Source organism: Streptomyces sp. NPDC029296 (assembly GCF_055569255.1).
Window position 1 is genome coordinate 152,636 of sequence record NZ_JBVHXT010000009.1, and the last position, 26,341, is coordinate 178,976.

At 71.3% G+C, this 26,341-nt stretch carries 21 protein-coding genes; 7 read left to right on the forward strand and 14 right to left on the reverse strand.

Going from position 1 to position 26,341, the window contains the following annotated elements:
• Window positions 1-58: 58 nt before the first annotated feature.
• Complete coding sequence (locus tag ACZ4W9_RS10550) at window positions 59-1,279, reverse strand: NYN domain-containing protein (RefSeq protein ID WP_467934619.1); 1,221 nt, start codon at window positions 1,277-1,279, stop codon at window positions 59-61.
• A gap of 223 nt (window positions 1,280-1,502) precedes the next feature.
• Between ACZ4W9_RS10550 and ACZ4W9_RS10555 the strand changes: the two genes are divergently transcribed.
• On the forward strand, window positions 1,503-1,670 hold the full coding sequence (locus ACZ4W9_RS10555) for a hypothetical protein (RefSeq protein WP_467934620.1): 168 nt from the start codon (window positions 1,503-1,505) through the stop codon (window positions 1,668-1,670).
• 94 nt (window positions 1,671-1,764) lie between these two features.
• Here the strand turns inward: ACZ4W9_RS10555 and dnaE are convergent, their stop codons facing one another.
• Window positions 1,765-5,304, reverse strand: coding sequence for a DNA polymerase III subunit alpha (dnaE, locus tag ACZ4W9_RS10560; protein WP_467934622.1), 3,540 nt, complete (start codon window positions 5,302-5,304; stop codon window positions 1,765-1,767).
• A 166-nt stretch (window positions 5,305-5,470) separates the two neighbouring features.
• Here dnaE and ACZ4W9_RS10565 point away from each other — a divergent pair, with 166 nt between their 5' ends.
• The 4 genes from ACZ4W9_RS10565 to ACZ4W9_RS10580 all read left to right on the forward strand — a co-directional run bounded on the left by ACZ4W9_RS10565 (window position 5,471) and on the right by ACZ4W9_RS10580 (window position 10,212).
• A complete protein-coding gene (locus tag ACZ4W9_RS10565) occupies window positions 5,471-6,796 on the forward strand; it encodes a DUF2252 domain-containing protein (protein ID WP_467934623.1) in 1,326 nt (441 codons plus the stop codon).
• Between the two features lie 68 nt (window positions 6,797-6,864).
• A complete protein-coding gene (locus ACZ4W9_RS10570) occupies window positions 6,865-7,557 on the forward strand; it encodes a hypothetical protein (RefSeq protein WP_467934624.1) in 693 nt (230 codons plus the stop codon).
• 93 nt (window positions 7,558-7,650) lie between these two features.
• Window positions 7,651-8,463: a thioredoxin domain-containing protein gene (locus tag ACZ4W9_RS10575; RefSeq protein WP_467934626.1), complete on the forward strand. Its 813-nt coding sequence runs from the start codon at window positions 7,651-7,653 to the stop codon at window positions 8,461-8,463.
• A 78-nt stretch (window positions 8,464-8,541) separates the two neighbouring features.
• Window positions 8,542-10,212: an alkaline phosphatase D family protein gene (locus ACZ4W9_RS10580; protein ID WP_467934627.1), complete on the forward strand. Its 1,671-nt coding sequence runs from the start codon at window positions 8,542-8,544 to the stop codon at window positions 10,210-10,212.
• A gap of 4 nt (window positions 10,213-10,216) precedes the next feature.
• Here ACZ4W9_RS10580 and ACZ4W9_RS10585 read toward each other — a convergent pair whose 3' ends face one another.
• A complete protein-coding gene (locus ACZ4W9_RS10585) occupies window positions 10,217-10,789 on the reverse strand; it encodes a dienelactone hydrolase family protein (protein WP_467934628.1) in 573 nt (190 codons plus the stop codon).
• A gap of 107 nt (window positions 10,790-10,896) precedes the next feature.
• Here ACZ4W9_RS10585 and ACZ4W9_RS10590 point away from each other — a divergent pair, with 107 nt between their 5' ends.
• Window positions 10,897-12,003: a mechanosensitive ion channel family protein gene (locus tag ACZ4W9_RS10590; RefSeq protein ID WP_467934630.1), complete on the forward strand. Its 1,107-nt coding sequence runs from the start codon at window positions 10,897-10,899 to the stop codon at window positions 12,001-12,003.
• A gap of 7 nt (window positions 12,004-12,010) precedes the next feature.
• Here ACZ4W9_RS10590 and ACZ4W9_RS10595 read toward each other — a convergent pair whose 3' ends face one another.
• The 5 genes from ACZ4W9_RS10595 to ACZ4W9_RS10615 form a co-directional block, all read right to left on the reverse strand.
• The gene (locus ACZ4W9_RS10595) at window positions 12,011-13,597 is read right to left on the reverse strand and encodes a Na+/H+ antiporter (RefSeq protein ID WP_467934631.1); all 1,587 of its coding nucleotides are present in this window, start codon (window positions 13,595-13,597) and stop codon (window positions 12,011-12,013) included.
• Between the two features lie 139 nt (window positions 13,598-13,736).
• On the reverse strand, window positions 13,737-14,210 hold the full coding sequence (locus ACZ4W9_RS10600; RefSeq protein WP_467934633.1) for a GNAT family N-acetyltransferase: 474 nt from the start codon (window positions 14,208-14,210) through the stop codon (window positions 13,737-13,739).
• Complete coding sequence (locus ACZ4W9_RS10605) at window positions 14,201-15,145, reverse strand: RluA family pseudouridine synthase (protein ID WP_467934634.1); 945 nt, start codon at window positions 15,143-15,145, stop codon at window positions 14,201-14,203. The genes ACZ4W9_RS10600 and ACZ4W9_RS10605 overlap by 10 nt, the downstream gene beginning before the upstream one ends.
• Window positions 15,146-15,212: 67 nt before the next feature.
• Window positions 15,213-15,875, reverse strand: a complete 663-nt coding sequence (gene lspA, locus ACZ4W9_RS10610; RefSeq protein ID WP_467934635.1) for a signal peptidase II — start codon at window positions 15,873-15,875, stop codon at window positions 15,213-15,215.
• Window positions 15,876-15,934: 59 nt separating this feature from the next.
• The gene (locus ACZ4W9_RS10615; protein ID WP_467934637.1) at window positions 15,935-16,882 is read right to left on the reverse strand and encodes a TraR/DksA family transcriptional regulator; all 948 of its coding nucleotides are present in this window, start codon (window positions 16,880-16,882) and stop codon (window positions 15,935-15,937) included.
• 603 nt (window positions 16,883-17,485) lie between these two features.
• On the opposite strand from ACZ4W9_RS10615, the gene ileS reads away from it, so the two are divergent.
• Window positions 17,486-20,629: an isoleucine--tRNA ligase gene (ileS, locus tag ACZ4W9_RS10620; protein ID WP_467934638.1), complete on the forward strand. Its 3,144-nt coding sequence runs from the start codon at window positions 17,486-17,488 to the stop codon at window positions 20,627-20,629.
• Between the two features lie 492 nt (window positions 20,630-21,121).
• On the opposite strand, the gene ACZ4W9_RS10625 is transcribed toward ileS, so the two are convergent.
• From ACZ4W9_RS10625 to ftsZ, 6 genes are all read right to left on the reverse strand, one after another.
• Window positions 21,122-22,297 (reverse strand): DivIVA domain-containing protein, encoded by a 1,176-nt coding sequence (locus ACZ4W9_RS10625; RefSeq protein WP_467934639.1) that lies wholly within the window; start codon window positions 22,295-22,297, stop codon window positions 21,122-21,124.
• A gap of 52 nt (window positions 22,298-22,349) precedes the next feature.
• Window positions 22,350-22,640 (reverse strand): YggT family protein, encoded by a 291-nt coding sequence (locus ACZ4W9_RS10630; RefSeq protein ID WP_059248823.1) that lies wholly within the window; start codon window positions 22,638-22,640, stop codon window positions 22,350-22,352.
• 59 nt (window positions 22,641-22,699) lie between these two features.
• Complete coding sequence (locus ACZ4W9_RS10635) at window positions 22,700-23,341, reverse strand: cell division protein SepF (RefSeq protein WP_467934641.1); 642 nt, start codon at window positions 23,339-23,341, stop codon at window positions 22,700-22,702.
• A 128-nt stretch (window positions 23,342-23,469) separates the two neighbouring features.
• Window positions 23,470-24,189 carry a YggS family pyridoxal phosphate-dependent enzyme gene (locus ACZ4W9_RS10640; protein WP_467934643.1) on the reverse strand — a complete coding sequence of 240 codons (720 nt, stop codon included), beginning with the start codon at window positions 24,187-24,189 and terminating at the stop codon, window positions 23,470-23,472.
• A 6-nt stretch (window positions 24,190-24,195) separates the two neighbouring features.
• On the reverse strand, window positions 24,196-24,924 hold the full coding sequence (gene pgeF / locus ACZ4W9_RS10645; RefSeq protein WP_467934644.1) for a peptidoglycan editing factor PgeF: 729 nt from the start codon (window positions 24,922-24,924) through the stop codon (window positions 24,196-24,198).
• A complete protein-coding gene (gene ftsZ / locus ACZ4W9_RS10650; RefSeq protein WP_181795204.1) occupies window positions 24,921-26,129 on the reverse strand; it encodes a cell division protein FtsZ in 1,209 nt (402 codons plus the stop codon). The genes pgeF and ftsZ overlap by 4 nt, the downstream gene beginning before the upstream one ends.
• Between the last annotated feature and the right edge of the window lie 212 nt (window positions 26,130-26,341).

Below are 26,341 nucleotides of genomic sequence, written 5' to 3' on the forward strand. Positions count from 1 at the left end.
GGGACGAGAGTACGGGGTCCGGGCGCTTTACTCGCCTTTGGGGGCGGCTCCCGCGGCTTCAGTCGGCGGCGGGCGCGTGCTGTTCGGCGGCCGCCGGGATGTCGAACTCGCGCCAGAACCCCGCCCGGATGGCGTAACGGTCGTGCTCGTCGATCTGGTCGTCCTTGTGCGCGAGCAGCCCGAACCGGGCCGCGTACCGCAGCAGCTCGCCGTCGATCCGGTGCGGGATGCGCGGGTACATCTGCGACAGGCGCTGCAAGTGCCCCTGGTCGCCGAGGCGGGAGATCCAGCGGCGGGCGAAGACCTGCCCCACCTCGTACGGATCGCCGCCGACGGTGGTGATGTCCTCCTCCCGGTCGGCCCACCGCTGTTCGGCGGTGGTGAGCTGGGCCAGGGTGGGCAGGGAGGCGGCCTCGGGGGGCTCGGCGGCCACGCCCGGCCGGTCGACCCAGCCCTTGTCGGAGGACCAGCGCAGGGTCGCGGTCGTCGGGTGCTGCGCGCTCTGGGCGCCGGGTGCGCGCAGCGCGGCCAGGTCCTTGGGGGTGGGGACGCCCTTGGCCGCGGGGACCCGTTCGGGGGTGCCGTTCCGCGTCGCCGTGGCGGCCGGGGGGTGCGCGGGCTGTTCGGCGGGCCGTTCGGCCGCCGTGAGCGCGGACTCGGGCAGGGGCGCGGAGAGGATCGCGGCGATCTCGGGGCGGGGCGCGGGCGGCGGGGGGCACACGCCGGTCAGCTCCTTGGCGCGGACGGCCTGGGTGATCCAGGCGCGGTCCAGCACCCGCCGCTCGTCGGCCTCGGCGACCAGGTCCTCGGACTGGTTGTAGTCGCCGTCGGCGGCCTGCACGGCCCACAGGTGGACGGCGACGCCGTGCTCCTTGGCGGCCATCATGCCGGGCAGCAGATCGCCGTCGCCGGTGACCAGGACGACGTCGGAACAGGCGCGGTTGCGGGCCAGTTCGGTCAGTTCGGCGTGCATGGCGGCGTCCACGCCCTTCTGCGCCCAGCGTCCGTCGCTGCGGGTCAGGGCGCCCAGCCGGACGGTGACCCGGGGCATCACGCGCAGCCGGCGGTGCTCCGGCTGGGGAACCCGGTCGGGGGCGCCGTCGAACCAGTAGATGCGCAGCAGCGGGCGCTCGGTGTCGGACTCCGCCCGTTCGCGCAGCGCCTGGATCAGCGCGGTGTGGTCGACGGTGATCCGGGACCGCGAGGGCTCACCCGCGAGGAGGCTGGCGGCGGCGCCCAGCAGGTACCCGGCGTCCACCAGGACGATGCAGCGGTCCACGCGACTCACCCTCTTCCCGGGAGGCTTTGCTTCGGACTTGCTTCGAGTCTGCCCGACCGCGCGGAGCTTAACGGCCCGAACTCGATCTTCGGCGTGGCGTTTCCGGTTCTCGTCCGTCCACCCGCCCTGTCACAGACGGTAATTATCCGACATGCGGCTGTTGTCGGCATATGTGAATCTGGTCCCGGCCCTGGCCCCTAGATCCCCCACAGGAGGCACCACCATGGCCAAGAACAAGAACCGCAAGCAGGCCGGCCCGAAGAACCGCGCGCAGCAGGGCGAGCACCCGCAGCGGCCCCCGGCGGAGGAGCACGAGTCGCCGGTCTCCCACATCCAGGGCGGCCCGGCGGAGGGCGCGCGCAAGAAGCAGAAGAGCTTCGGCCACAACTAAAGGGCAGTTGGAGCCCGGGCACATGTGAGGGGCGCACCCGTGCCGGGTGCGCCCCCTTTCCGCCGCGGTGACCGCGGCGTTCCCGGTGCGGGTCTCAGCCGGCCAGGCAGGACGGGCCGAGGAGCACCTTCAGGTCGCCGTACAGGGCCGGGTCGGGCTTGACCCGGTGCCGGTCCAGGCGCAGCACGGTGGTCTTGCGCGGGCCCTGGAGCATGATCCGGACCTCGCTGTCGCCCTTGTGGTGGCTGAGGATCTCGCCGAGGCGGCTGACCATCGGCGGGGTCACCTTGACCGCCGGGATGGTGAGCACCACGGGAGCGTTGGCGCCCACGTTGGACAGGTCCGGGACCATCAGCTCCATGGCGACGAGCCGGGGCACGTCCTCCCGCTTGTCGAGCCGGCCCTTGACGAACACCACGGCGTCCTCGACGAGTTGGGTCGACACGAGCTGGTAGGTGGCCGGGAAGAACATGCACTCGATGGAGCCGGCGAGGTCCTCCACGGTGGCGATGGCCCAGGCGTTGCCCTGCTTGGTCATCTTGCGCTGGAGGCCGGAGATGATGCCGCCGATGGTGACCACCGCGCCGTCGGCGTGCTCGCCGCCGGTGAGCTGGGAGATGCCCGCGTCGGCCTTGTCGGCGAGGACGTGCTCCAGACCGAAGAGGGGGTGGTCGGAGACGTACAGACCGAGCATCTCCCGCTCCTGGGCGAGCAGATAGGTCTTGTCCCACTCGTCGGTGGAGAACTCCACGTCGAGCCCGAAGCCGGGCTCGCTGCTGGTCTCCTCGCCCATGCCGCCGAAGAGGTCGAACTGGCCCTCGGCCTCCTTGCGCTTGACCGCGACCACGTTGTCGATCATCGGCTCGTACTGCGCCGTGAGTCCCTTGCGGGTGTGGCCCATGGAGTCGAAGGCGCCGGCCTTGATCAGCGATTCGGTGGTGCGCTTGTTGCAGACCACCGCCTCGACCTTGTCGAGGTAGTCGGGGAAGGAGGTGTACTTCCCCTTCGCCTTGCGGCACTTGATGATCGACTCGACGACGTTGGTGCCGACGTTGCGGACGGCGGACAGGCCGAAGAGGATCACGTCGTCGCCCTGGGCGGCGAAGTTCGCCTCCGACTCGTTGACGTTCGGCGGGAGCACCCGGATGCCCATGCGTCGGCACTCGTTGAGGTAGACCGCCGACTTGTCCTTGTCGTCCTTGACGGAGGTGAGCAGGGCGGCCATGTACTCGGCGGGGTGGTTCGCCTTCAGGTACGCCGTCCAGTACGACACCAGGCCGTACGCGGCCGAGTGCGCCTTGTTGAAGGCGTAGCCGGCGAACGGGACCAGCACGTCCCACAGCGCCTGGATGGCCTCGTCGCTGTAGCCGTTCTTGCGGGCGCCGGCCTGGAAGATGACGAAGTTCTTCTCCAGCTCCTCCGGCTTCTTCTTGCCCATCACGCGGCGGAGGATGTCGGCCTCGCCGAGCGAGTAGCCGGCGATGATCTGGGCGGCCTTCTGCACCTGCTCCTGGTAGACGATCAGGCCGTAGGTGACGTCCAGGACCTCCTTGAGCGGCTCCTCCAGCTCCGGGTGGATCGGCGTGATCTCCTGCTGCCCGTTCTTGCGCAGCGCGTAGTTCGTGTGCGAGTTCATGCCCATCGGGCCCGGCCGGTACAGGGCCGAGACGGCGGAGATGTCCTCGAAGTTGTCCGGCTTCATCAGCCGGAGCAGGGAGCGCATGGGGCCGCCGTCGAACTGGAAGACGCCGAGGGTGTCGCCGCGCTGGAGCAGTTCGAAGGTCGTGGGGTCGTCCAGCGGCAGGGACAGCAGGTCGATGTCGAGGCCCTTGTTGGCCTTCACCATCTTGACCGCGTCGTCCATGATCGTGAGGTTGCGCAGGCCCAGGAAGTCCATCTTCAGCAGGCCGAGCGACTCGCAGCTCGGGTAGTCCCACTGGGTGATGGTCACGCCGTCGGTGTGCCTCACCCACACCGGGACGTGCTCGGTGATGGTCTCGCTGGACATGATCACGCCGGCGGCGTGCACGCCCATCTGGCGGACCAGGCCCTCCACACCGCGCGCGGTGTCGATGACCTTCTTCACGTCCGGCTCGTTCTCGTACATCGCGCGGACCTCGCCGGCCTCGCTGTAGCGGGGGTGCGCGGGGTCGGTGATGCCGGACAGCGGGATGCCCTTGCCGAGGACGTCGGCGGGCATGGCCTTGGTGATGCGGTCGCCCATCGCGTACGGGTAGCCCAGCACGCGCGCGGAGTCCTTGATCGCGTTCTTGGCCTTGATGGTGCCGTAGGTGCCGATCATGGCGACCTTGTCGGCGCCGTACTTCTCGGTCACGTACCGGATCACCTCGACGCGCCGGCGCTCGTCGAAGTCGATGTCGACATCGGGCATCGAGATGCGCTCGGGGTTGAGGAACCGCTCGAAGATCAGGCCGTGCGGGATCGGGTCGAGGTCGGTGATGCCGAGCGCGTAGGCGACGATCGAGCCGGCGGCGGAGCCTCGGCCGGGGCCGACCGCGATGCCCTGCTTCTTGGCCCACATGATGAAGTCGGCGACCACGAGGAAGTAGCCGGGGAAGCCCATCGAGATGATGGTGTCCATCTCGTACTCGGCCTGCTTCTGGCGGTCCTCGGGGATGCCGCCCGGGAAGCGGCGCTCCATGCCGCGGCGGACCTCCTCCTTGAACCAGGTGACCTCGGTGTAGCCCTCGGGGATGTCGAACTTGGGCATGAGGTCGCGCTTCTCGAACATGCCGTCGGTGTCCACCATCTCGGCGACGAGGAGCGTGTTGGCGCAGCCCTCCTGCCAGGCGTCCGAGGAGTCGATGGCGTACATCTCGTCCGTGGACTTCAGGTAGTAGCCGGTGCCGTCGAACTTGAAGCGGTCGGGGTCGGAGAGGTTCTTGCCGGTCTGGATGCACAGCAGGGCGTCGTGGGCGCCCGCCTCGTGCGCGTAGGTGTAGTGCGAGTCGTTGGTGACCAGCGGGGGGATGCCGAGCTTCTTGCCGATCTCCAGCAGGCCGTCGCGGACCCGGCGCTCGATCTCGATGCCGTGGTCCATCAGCTCCAGGAAGTACTTGTCCTTGCCGAAGATGTCCTGGTATTCGGCGGCGGCCTTCAGGGCCTCGTCGAAGTGGCCGAGGCGCAGCCGGGTCTGCACCTCGCCGGAGGGGCAGCCGGTGGAGGCGACGATGCCCTCGGACCACTTGGCGATGGTCTCCTTGTCCATCCGGGGCCACTTCTGCAGCCAGCCCTCGGCGTAGGCGTCGGAGGAGAGCCGGAAGAGGTTGTGCAGCCCGGTCCTGTTCACCGCCCACATCGTCTTGTGGGTGTAACCACCGGAGCCGGAGATGTCGTCCCGCTTCTGGTGCGGCTGGCCCCAGAGGATCTTCCGCTTGTTGCGCCGGGACTCCGGGGCGACATAGGCCTCGATCCCGATGATCGGGGTGATTCCGGCCTTTTTCGCGGAATGGAAGAAGTCGTACGCGCCGTGCAGGTTGCCGTGGTCGGACATGGCGATGTGCGTCATGCCCATTTCATTGCAGGCATTGAACATGTCCTTCAGCCGCGCGGCACCGTCCAGCAGCGAGTACTGGGTGTGGACGTGCAGGTGCGTGAAGGGCGGCTTCGACACGGTTGAGCCTCCGGGGAAACACTGGGCGACGGTCTGGCGGACAGTTCTGGGGTCAGCGTCGAAGTCTATGCCTCGCCGCTGACAGTCGTCGGGCACGTGCGCGTACCGTCGTGCGTTGGAGTCGGCAGAAACGCTGTCGTACACATGCACCAGGAGGCACCCCGCGATGTCGGTCCCCCAGCTCGACGAGGAGCAGCGCGGCGAGGAGATCCTCGCCGTCTTCGACACCGCTTTCGGCCGGCTCCTGGCCGCCGACCCGGCCGCGTTCCGGGTGAAGTTCCGGAAGATGGCGGCCTCGGCCTTCGCGTTCTACCGGGGCACGGCCTGCCTCTTCTACCACGACCTCGACGCCGACAAGCGCGGCGGTCCGTACCTGGACGAGCGCACCTCGCGGGTGTGGATCCACGGCGACCTGCACGCGGAGAACTTCGGCACGTACATGGATTCGAACGGCCGGCTGGTCTTCAACGTCAACGACTTCGACGAGGCCTACGTCGGCCCGTTCACCTGGGACCTCAAGCGCTTCGCGGCGTCCGTCGCGCTGATCGGGTACGCGAAGGCGCTCGGTGACGCGCAGATCACCGAACTGGTGACCGTCTACGCGCACGCGTACCGTGAGCGGATCCACGCCCTGGCCACGGGCGCCAAGCGGGACGAGGTGCCGCCGTTCACGCTGGACACCGCGCAGGGTCCGCTGCTGGACGCGCTGCGTGACGCCCGGGCGATGACCCGGTTCGGGCTGCTGGAGTCGATGACCGAGATCCGCGACTTCGAGCGCCGCTTCGCCCCGGGCGGCGGCTCCATCGAGCTGGACGCCGCCACCCGCTACAAGATCCTGGCGGCCTTCGACGGCTATCTGGAGACCCTGCCGGACTCCTCCCTGGCCCGCCCGGACTCCTACCGGGTCAAGGACGTGGTGGGCCGCCGGGGCATCGGCATCGGCTCGGCGGGGCTGCCGTCGTACAACATCCTCCTGGAGGGCCACAGCGACGCCCTGGAGAACGACGTGGTGATCTACATCAAGCAGGCCCAGACCCCGGCCGTCTCCCGGCACATCACGGATCCGGCCGTCGCCGGGTACTTCCGGCACGAGGGCCACCGCACGGTGATCTCCCAGCGCGCCCTGCAGGCGCACGCCGACCCGTGGCTGGGCTGGACCGAGCTGGACGGCGCGGGCCAGCTGGTCGCCGAGGTCTCGCCGTACGCGGTGGACCTGGACTGGGGCGACATCGACGACCCGGAGGAGATCGCGGCCGTCGTCGCCGACCTGGGCCGGGCCACCGCCGCCATGCACGCGGCGGCGGACGACACCTCCGGCGAGTCCCTGGTGCCGTTCTCCACCGAGCGGGCCATCGACGCGGCGATCGCGGCGGACGAGGAGGGCTTCGCGCCCCTGCTGGCGGACTTCGCGCACACCTACGGCGCACGCGCGCGTGCCGACCACCAGATCTTCGTGGACCTGTTCCGCAACGGCCGGATTCCGGGGCTGTAACCACCGCGCGTTCACAGGCATCCTTTAGGGGTCCCTTACCCACGGACGTGACACACTCTCCTTTCGCTATGGACATATCCGGGACCCAGCTCAGAGCCGTGCGCGCGGCGCTGTTCACGGCCTTCGTCGTGACGCTCGGCACCGCGTCGCACGTGCTGCTGTCCCGTGCCCCGCTGCCGCCGGCGACCGTGGGCGCGGTCGCCGCCGGCGTGTTCGCCGCGGCGTACGGGCTGGCGGGGCGCGAGCGCGGCTTCGGCCGGATCGCGGCCCTGCTGATCCCGCTGGAGCTGGCCGCCGACACGGTGTTCACCACCGGCCAGCACGCCTGCTACGGCCGGGCGGGCGGCCCGGTCGCCGGCCCGCTGCGCGCGGTCGGCCTGGACGTGCTGTGCGAGGGCCCGGTGGGCTCCCCGCTGGCCCGGATGGCCGGCGGCTCCGACCGCGCGGGAGAGCTGTTCGCGCACGCCGGTCCGGGCGCCGCCTGGCTGCTGCTGGCCGCGCACGTCGGCGTGGGCCTGCTCGCCGCGGCCTGGCTGCGCCGGGGCGAGCGGGCGCTGACCCAGCTGGTGCGGGCGGTCGCCGCCACCACCTTCCGGCCGCTGCTGCTGGCGGTGGCCGCGGTCGTCGTACGGCCGCTGCCCGCCCGCCGGCCGCCCCGCCCGGCCCCGCGCCGGGCCGCCGCCCGCGATCTGCTCCTCGTGCACTCCCTGGGACGGCGGGGCCCACCGTGCTCCCGCTCCGCCCGCTCCGCCCTCGCCTGAGCCACGGCTCCCGCGCGGCGGACGGCACCCGAGCACGTCAGCCCCCATCCATCGCGCGCACGACAGGTGCGCGTCCCCAGGGAGATCACCACCATGAGCAAGCGGAACAGCCAGTCGGCGAAGATGGCGGCCCGGGAGCGGCTGCGCCAGGAGCGCGAGCGGCAGGCCAAGCGCGACAAGGTCAGGCGGCAGCTGGTCGTGGCCGGCTCGGTCGTCGCCGTGCTGGCCGCGGCCGGCGGCATCGGCTACGCCGTCGTCCAGGCCAACAAGCCCGCCTACTGGGAGTCCGCCAAGGACGCCAAGCTGGTCAAGCCGGCGAACACCTCGGGCAAGGACGGCACGACGGTCCTCCTCGGCAAGAGCACCGCCAAGAAGACGCTGGTGATGTACGAGGACCCGCGCTGCCCGGTCTGCGCCACCTTCGAGCAGACGGTCGGCCCGACCGTCAAGAAGGGCCTGGACGCCGGCAGGTTCCGGATCCAGTTCGTCGGCGCCACCTTCCTCGACAAGGGCCTGACCGGCGAGGGCTCGAAGAACGCGCTGAGCGCGCTGGGCGCGGCGCTGAACGTCAGCCCCGAGGCGTTCCTGGAGTACAAGACCGCGCTGTACTCCAAGAAGTGGCACCCCCAGGAGAACGACGACAAGTTCAAGGACGACTCCTACCTGATCGAGGTCGCCGACACGGTCCCCGCCCTGAAGGGCAACGCGGCGTTCCGGAAGGACGTCGAGGACGGCACCTTCGACCGGTGGGCGCTGGAGGAGTCCAAGGTCTTCGACAAGGACGGCATCGAGGGCACCCCGACCCTGAAGATGGACGGCAAGGCCCTGACGGGTGCCGACGGCAAGAACGCGCCGATGACCGTCGAGGAGTTCGACACCGCGCTGGAGGCGGCCCTCAAGGGCTGACGACGACACGCCGAACCGCGGGCGAACTTTCGCGAGTTCGCCCGCCCGGGAGCATACCGATCAGTAACCTGATCGGTCGTGACCAGTCGATACAGATCAGCCGGGGCCGCTCAGGACCCCGGCCCGCTTTCGCCCCGCCGCCGTACGGTCGTCAAGGCCGCGGCGGCCACCGCCGTGCTGGCCGGCCCGCTGGCCGCCGCCCTGCCGGCCCGCGCCGCCGGAGACGCCCCCGCCTTCCCGCACGGCGTCGCCTCCGGCGATCCGCTGCCCGACGGAGTGCTGCTGTGGACCCGGGTGACCCCGGTCCCGGAGGCGATACCCGGCTCCGGGCTCGGCCCGGACACCGAGGTCGGCTGGGTCGTCGCCCGCGACAAGGCCCTGACGGACGTCGTCGCCAAGGGCTCCGTCACCGCCACGGCCGCCTCCGACCACACCGTCAAGGCCGACGTCCGGGGCCTCGCCCCGGCCACGGACTACTGGTTCCGCTTCTCTTCCGGCGGCACCGACTCCCCGGTGGCGCGCACCCGCACCGCGCCGGCGGCGGACGCGGACGTCTCCTCCCTGCGCTTCGGCGTGGTCTCCTGCGCCAACTGGGAGGCCGGGTACTTCTCCGCCTACCGCCACCTGGCCGCGCGCGGCGACCTGGACGCCTGGCTGCACCTGGGCGACTACATCTACGAATACCGCTCCGGCGAGTACGGCGCCCGGGGCAAGGTGGTCCGCCCGCACGCGCCGGCGAACGAGATCCTCACCCTCGCCGACTACCGGATCCGGCACGCGAAGTACAAGACCGACCCCGATCTCCAGGCCCTGCACCTGAAGGCGCCCGTCATCGCGATCTGGGACGACCACGAGTTCGCCGACAACGCCTGGCCGGGCGGCGCGGTCAACCACACCGAGGGCGCCGAGGGCACCTGGGCGGCCCGTCAGGCCGCCGCCAAGCAGGCCTACTTCGAGTGGATGCCGGTCCGCCCGGCCCTCGCCGGCACCACCTACCGGCGGCTGCGCTTCGGCAGGCTCGCCGATCTGTCCCTGCTGGACCTGCGCTCCTTCCGCTCCCGGCAGGCGTCCACGGCCAGCGGCTCGGTGGACGACCCGGACCGCACGCTCACCGGCCGCGCCCAGCTCGACTGGCTCAAGGCCGGCCTGAAGGCCTCCGACACCAGGTGGCGGCTGGTCGGCAACTCGGTGATGATCTCGCCGTTCGCCGTCGGCTCGCTCTCCGCCGACCTCCTGGGGCCGCTCGCCGAGCTGCTCGGCCTGCCGCAGGAGGGCATCGCCCTCAACACCGACCAGTGGGACGGCTACACCGACGACCGCCGCGAGCTCCTGGCGCACCTGCGCGCGAACGCCATCGACAACACCGTGTTCCTGACCGGTGACATCCACATGGCGTGGGCCAACGACGTGCCGGTGGACGCGGGCACCTACCCGCTGTCGCCGTCGGCGGCCACCGAGTTCGTGGTGACGTCGGTGACCTCCGACAATCTGGACGACATCGTCAAGGTGCCCGAGGGCACGGTCTCCGCGGTCGCCGCCCCGGTCATCAAGGCCGCCAACCGGCACGTCCACTGGGTGGACACGGACCGGCACGGCTACGGCGTGCTGGACATCACCGCCGAGCGGGCGCAGATGGACTACTACGTCCTGTCCGACCGTACCGACCCGGACGCCCGCTCCACCTGGGCGCGTTCCTACCGCACCCGCAGCGGCACGCGGAAGGTGGAGCGGACCTACGACCCTGTGTGATCCCTCACCCGAGCGTCTCGAGGAAGCCGAGCGCCACCCGCCAGGTGGCCTCGGCGGCCTCCGCGTCGTAGTCCGGCAGCCCGGGGTCGGTGTAGAGGTGGCCGGCCCCGGCGTACCGGTAGACCTCGACGTCGGCGCCGGCGCGGCCCATCTGCAGGTACCAGGCGCTCAGCCAGTCGTCCGGCTCGAACGGGTCGGGCTCGGCCACGTGCAGCTGCACCGGCAGCCCGTCCACCCGCGCGTTGGGCGCGATGTCCGACGTGCCGTGCAGGAGCAGCAGGCCGCGCGCCTTGTCGTCGCCGAGGGCGAGGGTCTGGGCGACGGCGGCGCCGAGCGAGAACCCGGCGTAGATCAGCCCGCGGTCGGAGTACGGCGCCGCCGCCAGCACGGCCCGCTTCAGCAGTTCCTCCTTGCCGATCCCCTCGTTGAACTCCCTGCCCTTCTCGACGGTGTCGAACGTGTGCCCCTCGAAGAGGTCCGGCGTCCACACCTCGTGGCCCGCCGCGCGCAGCCGGTCCGCGGCCTCGCGCACCGCGGGCCTGAGGCCGTAGGTCGAGTGAAAGAGCATGATGTTCATGAGGCCATGGTGCCAGCCGGATCCGGCGCGGCCGCGGCACGGGCCTACCCACGCGCGCCCCGAAGACACATGTTCATGACCTGCCGGGACCGGTTACGTTCGGAGGCATGGAGACGATACTCCGCCCCGTGATCGTGGTCGGCGGTGCCGTGGTGCTGACCCTGCTGGTCGGCTGGGCCACGGACCTGCTGCTGCGCAAGGCCGACGGAAGCCGTGGCGACACCCCGCTGTGGAACCTGCTGCGGCGCGGCCGCGTGCCCTACCAGCTGGTGCTGTGCGCGGCCGTGCTCAGAGGGACCTACGACGAGGCCGAACTGCTCCAGGAGCACCGGGTGGGCGTCGGCCGGACGCTGACCCTGGTGCTGATCGGGGCGGCGGCCTGGCTGGTGATCCGGATCGCGGCGGCCATAGTCGAGTCCACGTACACCCGTTACGCGCGCGCCCACCACGACCCGGCCCGGGTCCGCCGGGTGCGCACCCAGGTGACGCTGATCATGCGGGTGGTGTCGGCGATCGTCGGGGTGGTCGCCGTGGCGGCGATGCTGCTGACGTTCCCGGCGATGCGCGCGGCCGGCGCGTCCCTGCTGGCCTCCGCCGGTGTCCTCGGCATCGTGGCCGGTGTCGCCGCCCAGTCGACGCTGTCGAACCTGTTCGCCGGGCTGCAGATCGCCTTCGGCGACATGGTCCGGATCGGCGACACGGTGGTGGTGGACGGCGAGTGGGGCACGGTCGAGGAGATCACCCTGACCTTTCTGACGGTCCGGACCTGGGACGAGCGCCGGATCACCATGCCGGTGTCGTACTTCACCTCCAGGCCGTTCGAGAACTGGTCCCGGGGCACCCCGCAGATGACCGGGATCGTCTACTGGCACCTGGACCACAGCGCGCCGATGGAGGCGATGCGCGAGAAGCTGCGGGACATCCTGCGCGCGTGCCCGGCCTGGGACGGCCGCGCCTACGGCCTGCAGATGACGGACAGCACGCCCAGCACCGTCCAGGTGCGGGCCCTGGTGACGGCGAAGGACGCGGACGACATCTGGACGGTCCGGGTCGCGGTCCGCGAGCAGATGATCACCTGGCTGGCCGCGGAACACCCCTACGCCCTGCCCCGGGTGAACACCGCCGACGCGTTCCTCCCGCCGCACCAGGCGCCCTCCCCCGAGGGCACCTCCTTCCGCAGGGCCTACGAGTTCCCGCGCGCGGGCCGCGGCTGAGCGGACGTCAGCGCAGGCTGCGTACGTCGAGATGGCGCAGCACCCGGTCCACGATCTCCGGGTCCGCGCCGGGCTCGCTCCGCGCGGCCAGCACCTCGTGCCGCGCGGCGCTCAGCATCTCGTTCTGGATGCGCCGCACCCGCTTGATCCGCTTGACCCGCTGGAGCTGCGCCTCGCGCCGCTCCTCCTCCCCCATGTCCGGGCTGATCCGGATGCCGATCTCGAAGGCCCGCCGCAGCATCTGCTCGGACAGCTCCTCAGGCAGTTCCTCCACCTGCTCGATCTCCCGCAGCCGGCGCTTGGCCGCCTTGGCGGCCCGCACCGCCAGCTCCTTCTCGAACTCCTTCTCCCGCGCGGAGTCGGCCCGCACCCCGAGCCGCCGCACCAGCCAGGGCAGGGTCAGCCCCTGCACCACCAGCGTGGCGACGATCACCCCGAAGGCGATGAAGACGATCTCGTCCCGGTCGGGGAAGGGGGTGCCGTCGCCGGTGCGCAGCGGCACGGCCAGCGCCAGCGCCACCGAGGCCACCCCGCGCATCCCGGCCCACCACATCACGACGGTCTCCCGCCAGCTCACCGGGATCTCCTCGTCGTAGTCCCGGCGGGCGTGCAGCCGTTTGGTCAGCCAGGAAGCCGGCAGCAGCCACAGCAGCCGTACGACGACCACCACGCCCACGACGGCCGCCGCCCAGCCGAGCATCTGGCCCCAGCGGCCCTGGGCGGTGTGGATGGCGTTGTGCAGCTCCAGCCCGATGAGCCCGAAGGCGACGCCCGTGACGAGGGTGTCGATGATGTCCCAGAAGGTGTGTCCGGCGAGCCGGGTCATCACGTCGTCGGCGCCGGTGGCGTACTCGGCGAGGAAGAGGGCCGTGGTGAGCACGGCGAGCACCCCGGAGCCGTGCAGCCGCTCGGCGAGCACATAGGAGGCGTACGGCACCAGCAGGGTCATGCCGATCTGCAGCGTCGGATCGCCCAGCAGGTCCATCAGCTTGTTCGCGCCCCAGCCCAGCGCCAGGCCCACGGCCACCGCGACGACGGCGGACAGCACCAGGTCCAGCCCGGCCTGCCAGGGCGAGAAGGTCCCGCTGACGGCGGCGGCGATCGCCACGTGGTACAGGACGATGGCCGTGACGTCGTTGAACAGCCCCTCGCCCTCCAGGATCGACACCAGCCGGCGCGGCAGCCCCAGCTGTCCGGCGACGCTGGTCGCGGCGACCGGGTCGGGCGGGGCGATGAGGGCGCCGAGCGCGACGGCGGCGGCGAACGGCAGTCCGGGCACGATCTGGTGGGCGACGAACGCCACGCACACCGTCGTGACGAACACCAGGGCGACCGCCAGCAGGAAGATGGGGCGGACGTTGGCCGCGAACTGCCGCCATGAGGTGCGGCGGACGGCGGCGTACAGCAGCGGCGGCAGCAGCGCCGGCAGGATCAGTTCGGGCGGGATGTCGACGTTGGGCACGAAGTCGGCCACCGCCAGGACCCCGCCGAACAGGGTCATCAGGACGGGTGCCGGCACTCCCAGCCGGTCTCCGACCGGGACGCTCACCAGGGCCCCGAGCAGCAGTACGAACAACAGAGCCAGCTGGTCCACGGACGGCGCTCCGGGGGTTGACGATCACACGGCCGGTTCCAGTCTGCCATCGCGACCTGCGGATACCGTACGACGTCCCGGCCGGCCGACGTCCCGTGGGCGCCCGGTCACGGCCCGGGCCGACTCCGGTCCGCCGTGTCTACAGGGACCGGCGCATCGCCCGGTGGGGTATGCCGGCGTCGGGGAACTTAGGGCCGTAGGCGGTGTAGCCCAGGCGTTCGTAGAAACCCAGGGCCCGGGTCTGCGCGTGCAGGTCGACCGCCGTCAGGCCCCGCGCGCGTGCCGCCTCCTCGATGGCGCGCACCAGGGCGGCGCCGACGCCGAGCCCGCGCGCCGCCCGGCTGACGGCGAGCCGGCCCAGCGAGCCGACCGACGCGTCCCCGCCGGTCTTGGCCGCCGCCGCGTCACCGTGCAGCAGCCGCCCGGTGCCCAGCGGCAGCCCGTCCTCGCGGACCGCCAGCACGTGCACGGCCACCGCGTCGTAGGCGTCGTACTCGATGTCCTCCGGGACACCCTGTTCGGCCACGAAGACCTCCTTGCGGACCGCGAAGCAGGCCTCGCGGTCGGCGGTGTCCCCGGCGACCCGGACGGTGTACCGCGGGCTCACGCCCATGTCTCCTCCCGGACCTGGTCGAGGGCCGCCTGGAGGTCCTCGGGGTAGTCGCTCGCGAACTCCACCCAGCGGCCGTCACCGGGGTGCTCGAAGCCGAGGCGGACGGCGTGCAGCCACTGGCGGGTCAGGCGCAGCCGCTTGGCGAGGGTCGGGTCGGCGCCGTAGGTGAGGTCGCCGACGCACGGGTGGCGGTGGGCGGCCATGTGGACGCGGATCTGGTGGGTGCGGCCCGTCTCCAGCTTCACGTCCAGCAGGGAGGCGGCACGGAAGGCCTCGATGAGGTCGTAGTGGGTCACGGAGGGCTTGCCTTCGGCCGTGACCGCCCACTTGTAGTCGTGGTTCGGGTGGCGGCCGATGGGGGCGTCGATGGTGCCGCTCGTCGGGTCCGGGTGGCCCTGGACCAGCGTGTGGTACCGCTTGTCGACCGTGCGCTCCTTGAACTGGCGCTTGAGCGAGGTGTACGCGTACTCGGACTTGGCGACCACCATCAGGCCCGAGGTGCCGACGTCCAGGCGGTGCACGATGCCCTGGCGCTCGGCGGCGCCGGAGGTGGAGATCCGGTACCCGGCGGCGGCGAGGCCGCCGATGACGGTCGGGCCGGACCAGCCCGGCGACGGGTGGGCGGCCACGCCGACCGGCTTGCCGATCACGACCACGTCGTCGTCGTCGTGCACGATCTCCATGCCCTCGACCGGCTCGGCGACCACCTGGACCGGCGCGGGCGCCTGCGGCATCTCGACCTCCAGCCAGGCGCCGCCGTGCACCCGCTCGGACTTGCCGACCACCGCGCCGTCGACCTGGACCTTGCCGGCCGCGGCCAGCTCCGCCGCCTTCGTGCGGGAGAAGCCGAACATGCGGGAGATGGCGGCGTCGACGCGCTCGCCCTCCAGGCCGTCGGGCACGGGCAGGGTACGGATCTCGGGAATCGTGCTCACCCGTCGAGTATGCCGGACGGGCCGACGCACACCGAACGAGCCTGTGGAAAACCCGGTGGCCCCGGTCTCAGTCCTTGTGGACGGTGCCGTCCGGGTCCAGGCCGTAGAAGGACAGCACTACGATCAGGATGCCGCCGCACACGATGGCCGAGTCGGCGAGGTTGAACACCGCGAACCCCTTGGGCGCGATGAAGTCCACCACCGCGCCCTCGAAGACGCCGGGCGCCCGGAAGATCCGGTCGGTGAGGTTGCCGAGCGCGCCGCCGAGCAGCAGGCCGAGGGCGACCGCCCAGGGGAAGCTGTGCAGCTTGCGGGCCAGCCGGATGATCACCACGATCACGATCGCGGCGATCAGCGAGAAGATCACCGTGAAGGCCGCGCCGAAGCTGAAGGCGGCGCCGGGGTTGCGGATGACGTGCAGTTCCAGCAGGTCGCCGACGACCCGGATCGGCGCGCGGCCCTCCAGCCGGGAGACGACGAGCATCTTGCTGATCAGGTCGAGGGCGTACGCGAAGGCGGCCACCGCGAACAGCACGGCGATCCGGCGCGCGCGGCCGGCCTTGCGCGCCGCCCGGGCCTGCCGCTGGTCCGCGCCGGCCTCCCCGGAGGCACCGGCCTCGCCGGACGCACCGGCGGCCGCGGAGCCGGCGGGTGCTCCGCCCGGCTCCGTCTGCTGATGGTCGTCGTCCGGGGTGTCCGGCGTACCGATGATGCGCTCCGCCTCTGCCACGTGAGTCCCTCAACCTAGGTGCCTGACTGGGCACGAGACTACGGCACGGCGGGGCGCCCTCAGGAGCGGCGTTCCTGCTTCTGTTTGCACTCCACGCACAGCGTCGCCCTGGGGAACGCCTGCATCCGGGCCTTGCCGATGGGGTTGCCGCAGTTCTCGCACAGACCGTAGGTGCCCGCGTCCAGCCGCTCCAGGGCGCGCTCGGTCTGGGTGAGCATCTCGCGCGCGTTGGCGGCCAGCGCCAGTTCGTGCTCGCGCGTGATGTTCTTGGTGCCGGTGTCGGCCTGGTCGTCGCCGGCGCCGTCCCCGGAATCCCGCATCAGGCCGGCCAGGGACGCCTCGGAGGAGCTGATCTCCCGCCGCAGCCGCTCCAGCTCGGACTGGAGCTCCGCACGCGCCTCGCCGGCCTCCTCCGGGCTCCAGGGATCCTCACCGGGGCGCACCGCCAGTTCGCCGGGCTCCGCCGCGCCTGTCCGCGCCTTGGGAACGGCGGTCTGTTCCGCCGTGGCCGTGCCAGGAGTGTTCTTCGCAACCACCGTCGTGGCTCCCGTCTGCTCCGCGGCCCGCGCCGCGCCCGCTTTCTTGGCCGTGCTCGTGTGTGCCGCCTCCGGCGCCGCGGCCTTCCCGGGAGCGGCCTCCCCGGGAGCGGCGGACTTCCCGGCGACGGTCTTGCCGGCGGCCGTCCCCACGTCGACCGCGTCCTTCGTGGCCCCCTTCTCCCTGGCCGCCTTCTTCGTGGCCGCCGCCTTCCCGCCGGCCGCCGTCCTGCCCGTGACCGCCGTCTTGCCGGTGACCGCCGTGTCCTTGCCGGCCACCGCCTTCTTCCCGGCCGCCGTCTTCTTCGTGACGGCCGTCTTCTTGGCGACCGGCTTCTTGGCGGCCGGTTTCCTCTTCGCGGCCGTCTTCGTGGCGGCGGCCGTCTCGTCCGGGGCCGTCTTCCCGGCGGCGGGACGCGCGCCGGTGTTCCCGGTCGCCGGCTGCTGTACGGCGGTCTTCTTCGCCACCATGGCCGCGGCCCCTTACATATGGTGATCTTTCCGGTGAATCGTGCTGGGACGATAAATCGACTTGAGTCCCGCGGCAACGGGGCACACCGCCCGATTCGCCCGCCCGCACCCCCGAAGCCACGGGCCTGCATCCGTTGTGCCCAGCTCCCCGCCGGGTAATCCGCCACGCGCGGCCGGCCCGGCCCCGGCCGCGCACCCCTCGCCATTCGGGTCACCCGGCCCGGCCGCCCGGCCGTCCGCCCCCGCCCCGGGGAAAACCGGTCCGCCGCTGTCCGCGCGGCGCCGTACACTGGGCGGAGCGAGAAGCGTGGATGGGGACGAGTAGCGGCGTACGCAGCCCAGAGCGACCCGGGGACGGTGTGAGCCCGGGGGCGAGCGCGACGTGAAGATCACCCCGGAGCCGCCGGAAGAAAGCCGCAGCCCGAGGGCGGCGGCGAGTAGAACCGGCTTCGCGCCCCAATGAGGGGGCTCACCGGCGCGTACGGCGTACCGGGGGGCCAAGGAGGGTGGTACCGCGGGAGCGCGCCGCACACGGCGTACACGGAAACGAAGGCTCTCGTCCCTCCGACGGAAGGCAGCAAGTCCGTTGGAGGATGCTCGCAGATGACAGCGCCGACGTACCGCCAGGTGCCCGCACAGGTCGACCTGCCCGCTCTTGAGCACGCCGTGCTCGACTTCTGGCGCGAGCAGAAGATCTTCGCCAAGACCCTGGACCAGTCCGAGGGCCGCCCGGAATGGGTGTTCTACGAGGGCCCGCCCACCGCCAACGGCATGCCCGGCGCCCACCACATCGAGGCGCGCGTCTTCAAGGACGTCTTCCCCCGCTTCCGCACCATGCGCGGCTACCACGTGGCACGCAAGGCCGGCTGGGACTGCCACGGCCTGCCCGTGGAGCTGGCCGTCGAGAAGGAGCTGGGCTTCTCCGGCAAGCAGGACATCGAGGCGTACGGCATCGCCGAGTTCAACGCCAAGTGCCGCGAGTCGGTGACCCGGCACACCGACGCCTTCACCGAGCTGACCACCCGCATGGGCTACTGGGTCGACCTGGACGACGCCTACCGCACGATGGACCCCGAGTACGTGGAGTCCGTGTGGTGGTCGCTGAAGGAGATCTTCGGCAAGGGCCTGCTGGTCCAGGACCACCGCGTCGCCCCCTGGTGCCCGCGCTGCGGCACCGGCCTGTCCGACCACGAGCTGGCGCAGGGCTACGAGACGGTCGTCGACCCGTCCGTGTACGTCCGCTTCCCGCTCACCTCCGGTCCGCTCGCCGGCCAGGCCGCGCTCCTGGTGTGGACGACGACCCCCTGGACGCTGGTGTCCAACACGGCGGTCGCCGCGCACCCCGAGGTCACCTACGTCGTCGCGACCGACGGCGAGGAGAAGCTGGTCGTCGCCGAGCCGCTGCTCGCCAAGGCGCTCGGCGAGGGCTGGGAGAGCACGGGCCAGACCTTCACCGGCGCCGAGATGGAGCGCTGGACGTACCAGCGCCCGTTCGAGCTGGTCGAGTTCCCCGAGCCGGCGCACTTCGTGGTGAACGCCGACTACGTCACCACCGAGGACGGCACCGGTCTGGTCCACCAGTCCCCGGCCTTCGGCGAGGACGACCTCCGCACCTGCCGCGCCTACGGGCTGCCGCTGGTGAACCCCGTCCGCCAGGACGGCACCTTCGCCGAGGACGTCCCGCTGGTCGGCGGCGTCTTCTTCAAGAAGGCGGACGAACGGCTCACCGAGGACCTGTCGCAGCGCGGCCTCCTCTTCCGGCACCTGCCCTACGAACACAGCTACCCGCACTGCTGGCGCTGCCACACCGCGCTGCTCTACTACGCGCAGCCCTCCTGGTACATCCGCACGACGGCGGTCAAGGACCGGCTCATCCAGGAGAACGAGAAGACCAACTGGTTCCCGGAGACGGTCAAGCACGGCCGCTACGGCGACTGGCTGAACAACAACATCGACTGGGCCCTGTCCCGCAACCGCTACTGGGGCACCCCGCTGCCGATCTGGCGCTGCGAGGACGACCACCTCACCTGCGTCGGCTCCCGCGCGGAGCTGACCGAGCTGTCCGGCACCGACCAGTCCGGCCTCGACCCGCACCGGCCGTACATCGACGACGTCACCTTCGCCTGCCCGCACGAGGGCTGCGGCAGGACCGCCACGCGCGTGCCCGAGGTCATCGACGCCTGGTACGACTCGGGTTCGATGCCGTTCGCGCAGTGGGGCTACCCGTACAAGAACAAGGAGCTGTTCGAGAGCCGGTACCCGGCGCAGTTCATCTCCGAGGCCATCGACCAGACCCGCGGCTGGTTCTACACGCTGATGGCCGTCGGCACGCTCGTCTTCGACAAGTCGTCGTACGAGAACGTCGTCTGCCTCGGCCACATCCTGGCCGAGGACGGCCGCAAGATGTCCAAGCACCTCGGCAACATCCTGCAGCCGATCCCGCTGATGGACCAGCACGGCGCGGACGCGGTGCGCTGGTTCATGGCGGCCGGCGGCTCCCCGTGGGCCGCGCGCCGGGTCGGCCACGGCACCATCCAGGAGGTCGTCCGCAAGACGCTGCTGACCTACTGGAACACGGTCGCCTTCCAGGCGCTGTACGCGCGTACGTCGAACTGGGCGCCGTCCACGGCGGACCCGGCGCCGGCCGGCCGCCCGCTGCTGGACCGCTGGCTGCTGTCCGAACTGCACGCCCTGACCGACCAGGTGACCCAGGCGCTGGAGGCGTACGACACCCAGCGCGCCGGCAAGCTGCTGTCCGCGTTCGTCGACGACCTGTCCAACTGGTACGTCCGCCGCTCGCGCCGCCGGTTCTGGCAGGGCGACAAGGCCGCGCTGCGCACGCTGCACGAGGTGCTGGAGACGGTCACCAAGCTGATGGCGCCGATCACCCCGTTCATCACCGAGCGGGTCTGGCAGGACCTGGTCGTCCCGGTCACGCCGGGCGCGCCGGAGTCCGTGCACCTGGCCGCCTGGCCCGAGGCCGACCTCGCGGCGATCGACCCGGAGCTGTCCCGGCAGATGGTGCTGGTCCGCCGGCTGGTGGAGCTGGGCCGTGCCACGCGCGCGGAGTCGGGCGTCAAGACCCGTCAGCCGCTGTCCCGCGCACTGATCGCGGCGACCGGCTTCGAGTCCCTGGACCGCGAGCTGCACACGCAGATCACCGAGGAGCTGAACGTCTCGTCCCTGGCGTCGCTGTCCGAGGTCGGCGGCAGCCTGGTCGACACGACCGCCAAGGCCAACTTCCGGGCGCTGGGCAAGCGGTTCGGCAAGCGGGTGCAGGACGTGGCGAAGGCCATCGCGGGCGCCGACGCCGCCGCGCTGTCCCTCGCGCTGCGCGAGGGCACGGCGTCCGTGGAGGTCGACGGTGAGACCGTCGCTCTCGCCCCGGACGAGGTGATCATCACGGAGACCCCGCGCGAGGGCTGGTCGGTGGCCTCCGACTCCGGTGCCACGGTGGCGCTGGACCTGGAGATCACCGAGGAGCTGCGGCAGGCGGGTCTGGCCCGGGACGCGATCCGGCTGATCCAGGAAGCCCGCAAGAACAGCGGCCTGGACGTCGCCGACCGGATCGCGCTGCGCTGGACCTCCACGGACCCGGCGGTCGTCGCGGCCCTGTCCGAGCACTCCGGACTGATCGCCGACGAGGTCCTCGCGACCGACTTCGCCCAGGGCGAGGCCGACGGCGGCTACGGCGAACCCTTCACCGACGAGGGCCTGTCCCTCACGTTCCGCCTGCGCAAGGCGTAACGGCCGGACACCCGAAGGCCCGGCTCCCCGTGCGGGGAGCCGGGCCTTCGGCGTCACCGGACAGCGACCGGGTGTGCCGGGGCGGGCCGGATTCGAACCGGCGTCCTCCTAGATGCCATCGAGGCGCGACGACCATCTGCGCTACGCACCCCGGCACGCGGTGAAGGCTACCCGAAAACGATCATCGTGGCCCAACGGCTTCCGGGAGCGCGGCCCGCCGTACGCGCGCCACCGCGCACCGGTCGCCGGCCGCCGTACGCCCGCGCACTCCCACGGCACACCACCCACGAAACGACTCCGCACGCCCGGCGCACGGAATCACCGCCGCGCGGAGGCGCGGTCCCCGGAACCCCGGCCCGGGCCGGCGCGAGGGGCCGTGGCCCCCGGACCACGACCCGCGCGAAAAGGGCGCGGCCCCGGATCGTAACCCGGGGCCGCGCCCTGAATGCTGCCGACGCCTGAGGCGTCCTACCTACGCACCGTGACCGGTGCTCAGTTGTCGTCCTCGTCGATCAGGAACCCGCGCATCGGCGAGGGAGCCTGGCCCATCGGGGACGGACCCTGCGGCCGGACCGGGGCCATGGGCTGCGTCATGGCCGGGGTCATCTGCTGCTGGCCGCCGTAGGACGGACCGGACGGGGCCTGCGAGCCGCCCATCGACTGGTTGCCGCCGTAGGACGGGGCACCCGCGCCGGCCGGGGCCATCGAGGGCGCCGGGGACGGCGGCAGCGAAGCGGTGGCCGGGGTGCGCGGCGGGGCCAGCGAGTCGTCGGCCTGGGTCTCCAGCTGACGCAGCTGCGACTCCAGGTACGACTTCAGCCGCGTGCGGTACTCGCGCTCGAAGCCGCGCAGGTCCTCGACCTTGCGCTCCAGCGTGGCGCGCGCGGACTCCAGGGAGCCCATGGCGACGCGGTGCTTCTCCTGCGCGTCCCGCTCCAGGGCGTCGGCCTTGGCACGGGCGTCCCGCTCCAGACCCTCGGCGCGGCTGCGGGCCTCGCCGACGATCTTGTTGGCCTCGGAACGGGCCTCGGCGATCGCCTGGTCGGCGGTCTGCTGGGCCAGCGAGAGGACACGGGCGGCGCTGTCGCCGCCGGGGCCCTGACCGGGGCCGCCCATCGGACCGCCCATGGGGCCACCCATGGGACCGCCCATCGGGCCGCCCATCTGCTGCTGCATGGGCGGCTGGCCGCCCATCGGGCCCTGACCCATCGGACCCTGGCCCATCGGGCCGGGACCCTGCGGGCCGCCCTGACCGCCGGGGCCGGCGGGCAGCTGCGGGGCACCGCTCGGCAGCTGGGGCGGACCACCCATGGGGCCACCCATCTGCTGCTGCGGCGGGCCCGATATCCCGGCGGGCACCGGCTGGCCGGGACCTCGCATGCCCTGCTGGGGGTGCTGCTGCTGGGGGTGCTGCTGGGGGTGTTGCTGCTGCTGGGGGTGCTGCTGCTGTTCCTGCTCCGGGGGCTTGCGCGCGTTCTGCTGGTTCTGCGCGGCGGCTCGCGTCGCGGCGGCCAGCTTGGCGCGCAGATCCTCGTTCTCGCGGAGCAGTCGGGTCAGTTCGGCTTCGACCTCGTCGAGGAAGGCATCGACCTCGTCCTCGTCATAGCCTTCTCGGAGGCGGACGGTCGTGAACTGCTTGTTCCGCACGTCCTCGGGGGTCAACGGCATCTCTTCACCTCAACGTAGTCATCGGCAGTCGGCAAGACCGGATCGCCCACCCTCATCTCACGAAGCTCTGCGCGATGGAGATGAGAATGTAGACGATGATCATCAGTACGAAGAAGGACAGGTCGAGCGCCACGCCCCCGAGACGCAGCGGCGGGATGAACCGCCGCAGAAGCTTCAGCGGTGGATCGGTGACAGTGTAGGTGGCCTCCAGAACGACCACCATCGCCTTGCCGGGTTGCCACGAGCGGGCGAACTGGAAGACGTAGTCCATGACGAGCCGGAAGATGAGCACGACGAGGAACACCATCAGCGCGATGTAGATCACCTGCGCGAACACGCTCATGCCCTGCGGTTCCCTCTCCCCTGTCCATGCTTTTCCGTGCTTCGGTCCTGCGTTGCGTCTCAGCTCTGGTTGAAGAACCCGCCCTCTGCGATGCGGGCCTTGTCCTCCGCCGTGACATCGACGTTAGCAGGAGACAACAGGAACACCTTCTGCGTCACCCGCTCGATGCTGCCGTGAAGACCAAACACCAAACCGGCCGCAAAGTCGACAAGTCGCTTCGCGTCTGTGTCATCCATCTCAGTCAGATTCATGATCACCGGGGTGCCCTCACGGAAGTGTTCCCCGATGGTACGGGCTTCGTTGTAGGTCCGCGGGTGAAGCGTGGTGATTCGGTAAGGCTCTCGTTCCGACACAACCTTGGGCATGATCACCGGCGCGTTCTTCTCCAGGGACTGACGTTCTTGTGTGATGGATGCCACGGGCGCGATGCGCGCCGGACGTCCGGATTCCGCGGTGAGCGAAGTCGAACGGGCAACCGGTTCGCGAGGCGCGGGGGGCTGCACGATCCGCACCTCTTCGTCCCTTTGGGGCGAATGCGCACCATGCGGCTGATGTGACGGTTCGTGCCGCCGATGGTCCCGCTCGGGCTCGGGGTCCAACTCGGGCTCGAAGTCGTCGTCGGGGTCGAATCCACGGCCGTCGTACCCATCGTCCTCCACGAGGCCGAGGTAGACCGCCATCTTGCGCATCGCGCCGGCCATGCTCTGAGTCCTCCGCTCTGTGGTGGATCGGCTGACGACTGCCAAGTGCCCGCGATCCACGTGGTCGTAGTGCCCAACTTCACGGGCATTGACCATATTTTCTGCTGTGGTCCGACTTCCTGGCGACGTTACCCGAGCCTGGGGCGGACACCGAGTACCGCGGTGCCAATGCGCACATGTGTCGCCCCGGCGGCCACGGCCTGCTCGAGGTCCGCGCTCATCCCTGCCGACACCATGGTCGCAGCCGGATGAGCCCGGCGCAGGTCGGTCGACAAATCCATGAGCCGCTCGAACGCCGCCTGTTCGCGTCCCGCGTATTCCCCGGTGAGCGGGGCGACGGTCATCAGTCCGTCGAGCCGCAGCCCGGGCGCGTCGGCGACGAGGTCGGCCAACTCTTCGATTCCGCCCGGGGCCACGCCGCCGCGGTCGCCCCGGGCGCTCGCCCCGGCGTCGAGCGCGACCTGGAGGAGGCAGCCCACCTCGCGCCCCGCCCGCACCGCCTCCTTCGACAGCGCGGTGACGAGCCGGGAACGGTCGACCGACTGCACGACATCGGCGTAACCGACCACGGATCGCACTTTGTTGGTCTGCAACTGGCCGACAAAGTGCCACTTCAGCGGCAGATCCGCGCAGGCGGCGGCCTTCGGGCCCGCCTCCTGGTCGCGATTCTCGGCGACATGGCGCACACCGAGTTCCGCGAGAATGCGCACATCGCTCGCCGGGTGGGTCTTGGTGACCACGATCAGGGTCACCTCCTCCCGCTTGCGCCCCGCCGCCACGCACGCGGCGGTGATGCGCTCCTCCACCTTCGCCAGATTCGCGGCGAGTTCGTCCCTACGGTCCGTCATGCCCTATCAGTCCAGCCAGACATAGCCGGCGAGCCGCCCGGTGGTGCGGTCGCGGCGGTACGAGAAGTGGTCCTGCGACTCCAGCGTGCACACCGGCGTACGCGCCCGGTCGCGCACCCCGAGCCGGTCGAGCTGCGCGTGCACCCCGGCGCTCACATCGAGCGCCGGCGTACCCCAGCTCGTCTCGGCGTGCGCCGCCGGTTCGACGGCGGCCACCTCGGCGCGCATCGTCTCCGGCACCTCGTAGCACCGGCCGCAGACGGCCGGTCCGGTGCGGGCGACGATCCGGCCCGGCTCGGCGCCGAGTTCGGCCATGGCCCGTACGGCTGCGGGGACGACCCCCTTGACCATGCCCGGCCGGCCGGCGTGCGCCGCGGCAGCGACCCCCGCGACGGGGTCGGCCAGCAGCACCGGCACGCAGTCGGCGGTCAGGACGGCCAGGGCCAGTCCGCGCCGGGCGGTGACGACCGCGTCGGCCTCCGGCACCGGCCTCGCGCCCCACGGCTCGTCCACCACGGCGACCCCGGCGCCGTGCACCTGGTTCATCCAGACGACCCGGTCCGGCTCCAGGCCGAGCGACTTGGCCGCCAGTTCGCGGTTGCCGCGCACCGCCTCGGGCGTGTCGCCGACCGCGCCGCCGAGGTTCAGCTCCTCATACGGAGCGGCGCTCACCCCGCCCCACCGGTCGGTGAAGGCGAAGTGCGCGCCGCTCACGCTCTCGCGCCGTCCTATCACTTGAGGAAGTCCGGGACGTCCAGTTCCTCGGCCGCGCTGTCCGAGTAGGTCCGGGGCGCCGGGGTCACCGGCGGGGCGACCGGGATGTCCGGCACCGGCTCGGGGGCCGGCTCCGGCTCCTCCTTCGGCTTGACGCTGCCCAGCGAGCCGAAGGACGGGCGGCTGGGCTCGCTCGGCCGGGCCGGGGCGGGCTCCTCGCGGCGGGCGGGGGCCGATCCGGAGGCCGAGCCGAGGACGTTGTCGCGGCGGGCCGGCGGCTGGCCGCCGTCGAAGCCGGCCGCGATCACGGTGACCCGCACCTCGTCGCCGAGGGCGTCGTCGATGACCGCGCCGAAGATGATGTTGGCCTCGGGATGGGCGGCCTCGCTGACCAGCTGGGCGGCCTCGTTGATCTCGAACAGGCCGAGGTCGGAGCCGCCGGAGATGGAGAGCAGCACGCCCCGGGCGCCGTCGATGGACGCCTCCAGCAGCGGCGAGGAGATCGCCATCTCGGCGGCGGCCACCGCGCGGTCGTCGCCGCGGGCCGAGCCGATGCCCATGAGGGCCGAACCCGCCTCGGACATGACCGACTTCACGTCGGCGAAGTCCAGGTTGATCAGGCCGGGGGTGGTGATGAGGTCGGTGATGCCCTGAACACCGGAGAGCAGGACCTGGTCCGCGGACTTGAAGGCGTCCAGGACCGAGACCTGGCGGTCCGAGATGGACAGCAGCCGGTCGTTCGGGATGACGATGAGGGTGTCGACCTCTTCGCGCAGTTCGGCGATGCCGTCCTCGGCCTGGTTCGCGCGGCGCCGTCCCTCGAAGGTGAACGGGCGCGTGACCACGCCGATGGTCAGGGCGCCGAGCGAGCGCGCGATGTTGGCCACGACGGGCGCCCCGCCGGTGCCGGTGCCGCCGCCTTCACCGGCCGTCACGAAGACCATGTCGGCCCCCTTGAGGACCTCCTCGATCTCCTCGCGGTGGTCCTCGGCGGCCTTGCGGCCGACGGCCGGGTTGGCTCCGGCGCCGAGTCCGCGGGTGAGTTCGCGGCCGACATCGAGCTTGACGTCGGCGTCGCTCATCAACAGCGCCTGTGCGTCGGTGTTGATGGCGATGAACTCGACGCCCTTGAGACCGACCTCGATCATCCGGTTGATGGCATTGACACCACCGCCGCCGACACCGATGACCTTGATGACTGCGAGGTAGTTCTGCGGTGCTGCCACGTCGAAGGCCTCTCGCCTCGAATTACGTTGTCGCCGCCGTGCGGTGCCCCGCGCCGGGACGACGGATGCCGAATGGGACGGTCCGTAGCGCCGACCCGAACCCTAACCTTGAAGTTTAGGGTTACCAGTGTGTCTGTTCCCTGGAGTCTTCCGAACAGGACACTAAGTCGACAAGTGGCGCCCGTTCAACGAACACGCCGAACCTCCCGTTT